7 protein-coding genes are annotated in these 7,901 nt (G+C 60.2%); 3 read left to right on the top strand and 4 right to left on the bottom strand.

Annotated elements, in window-relative coordinates; genetic code table 11:
- The coding region (locus IRZ24_RS13730) for a YtxH domain-containing protein (protein WP_297165200.1) at positions 1-399 on the top strand (399 nt) is incomplete at its 5' end.
- A gap of 96 nt (positions 400-495) precedes the next feature.
- On the opposite strand, the gene IRZ24_RS13725 is transcribed toward IRZ24_RS13730, so the two are convergent.
- Together IRZ24_RS13725 and IRZ24_RS13720 are read right to left on the bottom strand one after the other, a co-directional pair.
- Positions 496-1,182: a histidine phosphatase family protein gene (locus IRZ24_RS13725; RefSeq protein WP_297165199.1), complete on the bottom strand. Its 687-nt coding sequence runs from the start codon at positions 1,180-1,182 to the stop codon at positions 496-498.
- 29 nt (positions 1,183-1,211) lie between these two features.
- Positions 1,212-2,258 carry a phosphotransferase family protein gene (locus tag IRZ24_RS13720; RefSeq protein WP_297165197.1) on the bottom strand — a complete coding sequence of 349 codons (1,047 nt, stop codon included), beginning with the start codon at positions 2,256-2,258 and terminating at the stop codon, positions 1,212-1,214.
- A 509-nt stretch (positions 2,259-2,767) separates the two neighbouring features.
- Here IRZ24_RS13720 and IRZ24_RS13715 point away from each other — a divergent pair.
- Positions 2,768-4,999 carry an ATP-dependent Clp protease ATP-binding subunit gene (locus IRZ24_RS13715; protein ID WP_297165195.1) on the top strand — a complete coding sequence of 744 codons (2,232 nt, stop codon included), beginning with the start codon at positions 2,768-2,770 and terminating at the stop codon, positions 4,997-4,999.
- A 66-nt stretch (positions 5,000-5,065) separates the two neighbouring features.
- Here IRZ24_RS13715 and IRZ24_RS13710 read toward each other — a convergent pair whose 3' ends face one another.
- Complete coding sequence (locus IRZ24_RS13710; RefSeq protein ID WP_297165193.1) at positions 5,066-5,767, bottom strand: class I SAM-dependent methyltransferase; 702 nt, start codon at positions 5,765-5,767, stop codon at positions 5,066-5,068.
- A 32-nt stretch (positions 5,768-5,799) separates the two neighbouring features.
- On the bottom strand, positions 5,800-7,203 hold the full coding sequence (locus tag IRZ24_RS13705; RefSeq protein WP_297165191.1) for an MmgE/PrpD family protein: 1,404 nt from the start codon (positions 7,201-7,203) through the stop codon (positions 5,800-5,802).
- A 126-nt stretch (positions 7,204-7,329) separates the two neighbouring features.
- Here IRZ24_RS13705 and IRZ24_RS13700 point away from each other — a divergent pair, with 126 nt between their 5' ends.
- Positions 7,330-7,740, top strand: coding sequence for a metalloregulator ArsR/SmtB family transcription factor (locus tag IRZ24_RS13700; protein WP_297165189.1), 411 nt, complete (start codon positions 7,330-7,332; stop codon positions 7,738-7,740).
- The last annotated feature ends 161 nt before the right edge of the window (positions 7,741-7,901 follow it).

Here is a 7,901-nt window from a genome sequence, read left to right as displayed (position 1 = left end):
GAGGGGGGGCGTCTCAAGGGGCTGCTTAACGAGCAATTCAGCCTCTTCCTGGGGGCCGTGGCTGCCGGCTTGGGTCTCCTGCAAGTGACCATCGAGCGCAGCATGCGCAATGCCCGTGGCAGACTAGAGCGTGCACGTGGCAATCTGGCCGAAGCCCGTGCGGCCTGGCAGCAGGAGCGCGAACGCCGGGCCCGGCGGCGGCGGCGTGCCCGCCTGCTCTTCCGCTTCGGCTTGCTAGTCGGTGTTATTCTCGCGCTGCTCTTTGCGCCTCGCCCTGGTCAGGAAACACGGCGTCGTCTGGGCGGCTATCTACGCAACGTCATTGCCTTCTTCCAGTCGCGGCCATTCGTGCGCTCAGAGCCAGAGACTGCCGAACACGTGCCGCTCAATGTCCATTAAGTAAAAGCATGTCATGAAGAAGCCAGAGGCGGGCAAGAGAGGCAAGCTGCTGCTGTAGTGAGAGGGCCTCTCTGCCCGCTATCTCTGTGGGCAACCTTAGCCTCTCTGCAGATGCTGGAGATGACAGATATCGTTCAGGGCAAAGAGGACGCGATGCGTGCCTGACACGCGCACCACAGTAATTGAAGTATTGGCCACCGGGAAGAAGAAATCACGCTCCAGTCCTAGAGCCTCAGCTACGTAGGCGTTAATCACTCCACCATGCGCGAAGGCGATGACGCGTCTTCCCAGATGGGCATTGGCAATGGCATCCAGCGCCTTGACCACCCGTGCGCGGAAGGCTTTGGACGGCTCGCTCCCCTCGATCACATCCCAGCTACCGGCGGCTCCCGCCAGACGAATAATATCCATCTGCCGCTCCTGCAACGTACGGGCCAGCAACTCCAAGTTATCCGCCTCGGCAGGCAGAGGGCGCACTGTGCCAAGGCGAATCTCTTGCAAATCAGCAACCACAATCGGAGTCAGGCCCAGGCGACCTGCCAGAGGAGCTGCCGTCTCACGACAGCGGCGCAATGGGCTGCTATAAATGGCAGCAAACTCCAAACCGGCCAGACGCTCGGCCAGGGCCTGCGCCTGCTCCTGGCCCTTACGAGACAGGGGCAAATCGTCGTAGAGGCCCCCAGGGATCAGCTCATCGGCAGGGGGAAGAGCATCGCCATGTCGAATCAGGAACAGCTCAGCGGCGTGAGCGCGCCGCAAGAGAAAAGGGTCATCCTGCAGCAACAAAGAAACCTCCTCACCGACGTTCACGATCAGTGGCCTGCGCTCGTGCTGCGCTGACAGACCTCCAGCGCCCGCCTGGCCAGGGCAGGAATGCCCGTTTCCAACTGCTCAAAGAACGGGTCATCAGTAGTACCGGCCCGGTAGCGGGCATAGCTGCCCTCCAGCAGAATAGCCAGTTTCCAGATTGCCAGCGCCTCATAGAAGTCCATATCGCGCACAGAGCGCCCACTGCGCTCAGCGTAGTACTCTTTCAGCTCAGCACGTGTCAGGAAGCCAGGCTGTTCCATAACCCGCCAGGTTTCGGTATCGAGGGCAGGCGGTGGGTCGCCTGGCTCGCGCCAGAAAGAGAGCAAATAGCCGAGATCGGCCAAAGGATCGCCGATCGTGGCCATTTCCCAGTCAAAGATCGCCACGACCCGTGGCCCATCTTCGGCATACATGACATTATCGAGGCGATAATCGCCGTGGACGATGGTCGACGGCCCTGAAACAGGCAAGTGGGCCTGAAGCCACTCGGTGACCATGTCTAACTCGGGCAAGGGGCGCTGGCGCGAGCGCTCCAACTGGCCAATCCAGCGGCGTAGCTGGCGCTCCAAATAGCCGGTCGGACGGCCAAAATCACCTAAGCCCACGGCCTGCCAATCGACTGCATGCAGCTCCACCAGTGCGTCAATCAGGGCACGGCTAATGGCCTTGCGGCCCGCCTCATCAGCCCCATAAGGGGGGAGCGTATCGCGGATAATATAGCCGTGGACGCGTTCCATCAGATAGAAAGGGGCTCCGATGATGCTCGTATCCTCGCATGCGAGCAGCACACGTGGCGTGGGCACAGGGCTATTGTTAAGCGCCTTCAAGACGCGATACTCGCGTAGCACATCGTGAGCCGTAGGCAGCAGCGGACCAAGCGGTGGCCGGCGCAATACCCATTGCTGGTCACCGCGCGTGATATAGAATGTCTCGTTAGAGTGTCCTCCGCGGACCCGTTCGACGACTAAGGGCAGATCCTCGCCCGGCAGCCGCTCAGCCAGATAACGGCGAAGTTTTTCCTCGTCTATGAGAGGGGGGAGAGTGGTCATACTTCCTCCTTTGTTGTCTGCGAGCCTGGGATTCCCTGGAGGGAGCTGCGTACGGCATATCGCTCTATTTATGATAACGCGCACCCTCGGGCTTTGACCAGATAGCGAGGATGGAGAGCCGGCTAGGCAGCGCTGGGAATAATCGAGCCTGAAACCTCTGTTCTAGATGGTGACAGGAGTGAGCGAAGAGAGAGAAGCAGCGAGGCGCAGTGAAGCGGGGGGATTGCCAGCCGGGTTGCGTGGCTGACTGACTAACTGCTCTTCTTGCACTCGGGCAAGGGCGTGAGGTGGGCGATAGTTGGGGGAAGAAGGCCGGGAATAAACTGGCTTGGCCTCGTGTTATTCAGGGTAGTTAGCAGTCAAGAGTGGCGAGTGCTAGACAGCAGTGAAAAACCTGTGCTATAATGCTGGCAATCACCCGCGCAGATTGCTAAAATTCCCGGGGAGGAGAGAGAGCGGGGCGCCGACCAGCGGAGCTGCCGCTCCCCCGGTTGTGTGAGGAGCCTGGAATGAAGTGTGAGCGATGTCATAAGAACAACGCCAGCATCACCGTGGATCTGCTCGTGGAAGGGCGCCATGAGCGGCATTATCTCTGCCAGCAGTGCGTTGATGAGCTCATGCGCTCATCGATGAATCAGGCTGGCAGCTTCTTCGGGCAGGGCTTCCCTGCGGCGGCCTTTGGCTTCTTCAATGGCCATGAGGCGACGAATGGGCGCGGGACCAAGACCGCCGAGCGTCAGGCTAACAGCAACAGTAAGACGCCGACGCTGGACCAGTACGGTCGGGATATCACGGCGGAAGCAGCGCAGGGGAAGCTTGATCCGGCGGTTGGGCGTGAGCGTGAGCTGCGCCGCTTGATCACTGTCCTGGGTCGCCGGCAGAAGAATAACCCGGTGCTGATTGGCGAGCCAGGGGTCGGTAAGACGGCCATTGTTGAGGATCTGGCGCGGCGTATCCATGCGGGTAATGTTCCCGCCCCGTTGCGCAACAAGCGCATCGTGGCCCTTAATATTGGTGGCATGATTGCCGGGGCCATGTTCCGCGGGCAGTTTGAGCAGCGCATGAAGGCTATCCTTGATGAGCTGCGCCAGGCGCCGGATGTTATCCTCTTCATCGATGAGCTACATACCGTTGTCGGAGCGGGTGCGGCGGAAGGTGCGGTAGGGGCGTCGGATATGCTCAAGCCGGCGCTGGCCCGCGGTGAGATCCGCTGTATCGGTGCGACGACACTGGATGAATATCGCAAGTACATTGAGAAAGATGCGGCTCTTGAACGCCGCTTCCAGCCGATCCTGGTCGATGAGCCGACAGTTGAGGAGGCTATTGCGATGCTACGCGCCGTGCGACCCAACTATGAGGCGCACCACGGCGTGACCATCCCCGATGAGGCGATCGAAGCTGCCGTTAAGCTTTCCGATCGCTACATCAATGATCGCTTCCTGCCCGACAAGGCAATCGACGTGATGGACGAGGCGGCCTCAGCCTTGCGCCTGGAGGCTCTGGAAAAAGGCATCGTTAGCCCGGCGATGATCACTGAGCTGGAGCAGCAGTTAGCCGATATCCAGGCTAAGAAGGAGGCGGCGGCCAACGCCGAGGACTATGAGCGTGCAGCTCTCTTGCGCCAGCAGGAGCTGCTGACCCTGCAGAAGCTGGAGAAGGCTCGCTCTGAGGTCAATGCCTCATTCCAGCTGATTGTGACGCCTGAGCAGATCGCTCAAGTAGTCGAGAGCTGGACAGGCGTACCAGTGACGCAGATGATGGAGAGTGAGCGCCAGAATCTGCGTGATCTGGAGGAGCGCCTGCGCAAGCATGTGATTGGTCAGGATGAGGCCATTAGCGCGGTGGCGCGCGCCATCCGCCGCTCACGGGCAGGATTGAAAGATCCGAAGAGGCCAATTGGTTCCTTCCTCTTCCTCGGCCCGACGGGTGTTGGCAAGACTGAGTTAGCTCGGGCCTTGGCGCGTGAGCTATTCGGCGGCGAAGAGAATATGATCCGCCTCGACATGTCCGAGTATATGGAGCCGCATACGGTCTCACGCCTCTTCGGTAGCCCGCCTGGCTATGTGGGCTACGAGGAAGGTGGCCAGTTGACTGAGCAGGTGCGGCGTCGCCCGTACAGCGTGATCCTGTTGGATGAGGTTGAAAAGGCTCATCCCGAGGTCTTCAATGCCCTGCTGCAGATCTTGGATGATGGCCGCCTGACCGATGGTCAGGGTCGCACCGTGGATTTCAAGAATACGGTGTTGATCATGACCAGCAACGCGGGCACCAATGAACTGCGGCGCGCAGCCCGCATCGGCTTCATGCCCGTCACCAGCGGAGACGAGCGCGCAGAGCAGTATGAGGCGATGCGCGAGAAGGCGCTGGAGGGCCTGAAGCAGATGTTCCGGCCCGAGTTCCTGAACCGTATCGACCAAATCGTGGTCTTCCATTCGCTGGGCAAGGACGAGCTGTATCGAATCGTTGATCTGCTGCTGAGTCAGGTGCGTGAGCGCCTGCGCGAGCAGAAGATCGAGCTGATTGTCAGCGACGAGGTACGTGAGTTCTTGCTGCGCGAAGGCTACGATGAGGAGTACGGTGCACGCCCTCTGCGCCGCGCTATCCAAACGCACGTTGATGATACACTGGCTGATGCTCTGCTGAACGGCGAAATTGCGCCAGGGCAGACCGTGCGTCTGGTGCTGCGTGATGGCCGTGTGGTGGCTGAGGCGGTGATCCCCGAGCCCGAGCCAGCCGCCTGAGAAACACCCTTTCCAGCCAGAGAGCAACGTCCATCGGTCCTGACAGAAGACCGATGGACGTTTTTTTTATGCCTGGGCTGTTGTCTGGTCCTGATGGGGAGGATAGTGAGGGCGTTGCAGCAGAAAATGCTGGTAGCCGTCGCCGGTGCGCTCTTCCAGGATGGCCAGGCTGGCGGCCTCGAGCCAAGCCCGCACCTGTTCCAGCGTAGGATAATAGTGATAGCCGCCGTGGTGAGCATACTCACCGGGAACGATGGGCAAGCCCTGGGCCTGACCGAGAAGAAAGGCTTGTTCGCGCTCCGCGGCTGCCAGCAGTTCGACGGTCAGATAAAGTAGCCCGCCGGGCTTAACAGCCCGCCGTAGATTGGCCAGCACAGGTGGCCAGTCCTCGGGGGGGAGCATTTCCAGAGCGTCGATGCAAAGCACAGCCTCAAAGGCCTCATTCTCGTTCAACTCCTGGAGTGCCTGCTGTCGAGTCGGCACAGAGGGAAATTTCTCATGGGCGCGCTGCAGCATGCCCACCGACTGGTCGATGCCGACTAGGGTGTAGCCACGTTCTAGAATGAGCCCCCAATACTTGCCGGTGCCGCAAGCCGCATCGAGCAAACGGCTGCCCGGTGGGCAAGCCATCAGCAAGCGGAGCAGCATGCTGCAATGAGTCTCATCCAGGGCCCCCCAGTCGCGATCATAGGACGGTGCCAATTGATTATAGCGCTCAACGATGAGCTGTCGACGTTGCAGCAGCCAGGCTGGACGTTCCTGAGTCATCGTTCTTTCTCCTTCCTGCCCTATGAGAGGGGCTACAGCAAATGAGACCAGGAGAAGCGCTGGAGCCGCTCGAGCTGGCGCAGGTGGTCGATGATGGCCGTACGTCGAGAAGGCTCCTCAATGGAAGCGGCAGCCAATTCATGGAAGCGCTCTGTAAGCTGTTCCTCACTCAGAGGATTCTCGGGGTCGCCAAGCGGGTAGCGCACACTGGCACTGAAGATGCGTCCATCGTCCATTTCCACGCTGGCCGTGGCACGCCACTCGGCAGGATAGTAGCGATCCAGCTCGGGGTCACTTTCGCAGTCGACACGCTGCATCAGACTGCAGACTGTTGGATGTTGTAACCAGGAGTCGCTGAAGACGCTCCGACCAGCCTGACCGCTGATAAGCGCCACAGCGGCGCCAAAGGGCATGCTGAACTGAGCATCGACGATGTTGTTGGGTCGACGCTTAGCCTCTATGGGATCAGCGACCAGGCCACGCCCGGCGCTCAACACACCGCAGCGCACACGGAGGATGCGCTGCGGATCAGGGGCATGCTGGCGGCGGATAGCCAGCAGGCAATCGATGGGACCGTGCATATAACGGCAGCAGGCATATGGTTTGAGCGAGACGCGCAGAATGGCCAAATCCTCCAGGCTGGCTGGCGGCTGCAACTCTTCAGGCTGGCTGGCGTCTGAGTAGGCGTGCAGGAAACCATAGCGTCCGCTTAAGATTTCCTGTGGTCCGCGGAAGCCAGCAGCAGCCAGGCGGGCGGCAGTAATGCCAGCGTGAGCACTCCAGCCGGGATGTAGACGTTTGGTCCAGGCACCATCATCAAGATAAGCCAGCGATCCAGCCGCCATGCTGCCGGCGATGCCCAGCGCCTGCGCCGTTTGCTCTGCCGAAAGGCCCAACAGGCGGGCGCTGGCGGCGGCGGCGCCAAAGGTACCGCAGAGAGCGGTGGGATGGAAGCCGCGGGCGTAGGCAGAGGCAGGATTAAGGGCGGCCCCAAGGCGCAGGGTCACTTCATAGCCGGCGACAACGGCGGCGTAGACATCGGCAATGGGGGAAGCCAGTTGCTCAGCCAGGGCCAGTACTGCGGGAAAGACCGCCACGCCCGGATGGAGCGACGAGCGGTTCTCGACGTCGTCCATCTCTAGACCGTGGGCGGCGACACCGTTGACCAGGGCGGCCCAAGCAGCTTCGGCGCGCTGACCCCATCCCAGCAGTGTTGCCCCCTGCCCGTTAGAGTGGGAGGCTGCGCCCAACGGCTGTAGCGCTCCCATCATGACCAGCAGTTGATAGGCGGCCTCCGTGGATGGGAGTCGGGCACCGCCTAGGGCGACAGCCACATGGTCCAGCAGCAGATCACGGGCCCTGGCGCGCACCCGCTCAGGAAGGGCCGTCCCTTCCAGTGTGGCGCAGAAGCTTGCCAGCGCTTGCGTTGCTCTCATAGAGCACCTCGTCTCTTTCTGTGGGAGGTTCCTCGTGTAATAGAAGAGGTGACTTTCACTCACTCACCTGTATTGCAGATTAACGCTCGATTCTGATGATATCCCATATGAAGTAGAGGTGTATAGATGTGTGCTCGTAAATCGGAGGGGGCGTCTGAAGAAGCATTAGAGGATCTGCCAGAGGACGTCGAAGCCTTCATTGATCACTTCCTTGGTACGATGTGCGATCCCAGCCGACGGCAAATCCTGGCTCTGCTGGCTGCGCCGGCGGTTGAACGTGAGAAGCCGGTCGAGATGCGCTCGGGAGAGATTGCGCGGGCCCTGGGGCTGGCTCATGCCACTGTCTCCGGCCATCTGCGCCAGCTTGCTCGCACGGGACTGCTCGGCTCGCGGCGCAGCGGCAACGAGGTTTACTACAGCGTACGCAATCACCTGCTTGTGCGCGCCTTTCACGATCTCGTCGAAGCTCTCCATAAAGAGCATCAGGAGCGCTTCAAAGGCAAACAAGGAGCCTCTGATAGTGATAAAAGTGCTTGATGATTTTTTAGTTGATAAAAGTATTGAAAACGCAGTGGCTGCTGCATGAACTTGATCTGTAGCTGTAACAAAAAATAAAAGGATCAGACGCTCGCCTTCTGACAGTGGTTCTGGGGAGGCGAGCGTCTCTGCTTTGCCTGGACTGTCGGGGAATGCTATAC

Source organism: Thermogemmatispora sp. (assembly GCF_019683755.1).
Taxonomy (GTDB): Bacteria; Chloroflexota; Ktedonobacteria; order Ktedonobacterales; family Ktedonobacteraceae; genus Thermogemmatispora.
This window is presented reverse-complemented; position numbering and strand designations above follow the sequence as displayed.

Coding starts and splice junctions, on each gene's coding strand:
- IRZ24_RS13720 (WP_297165197.1), bottom strand. CDS start 2,258: ATGACCACTCTCCCCCCTCTCATAGACGAGGAAAAACTTCGCCGTTAT.
- IRZ24_RS13710 (WP_297165193.1), bottom strand. CDS start 5,767: ATGACTCAGGAACGTCCAGCCTGGCTGCTGCAACGTCGACAGCTCATC.
- IRZ24_RS13700 (WP_297165189.1), top strand. CDS start 7,330: ATGTGTGCTCGTAAATCGGAGGGGGCGTCTGAAGAAGCATTAGAGGAT.
- IRZ24_RS13715 (WP_297165195.1), top strand. CDS start 2,768: ATGAAGTGTGAGCGATGTCATAAGAACAACGCCAGCATCACCGTGGAT.
- IRZ24_RS13705 (WP_297165191.1), bottom strand. CDS start 7,203: ATGAGAGCAACGCAAGCGCTGGCAAGCTTCTGCGCCACACTGGAAGGG.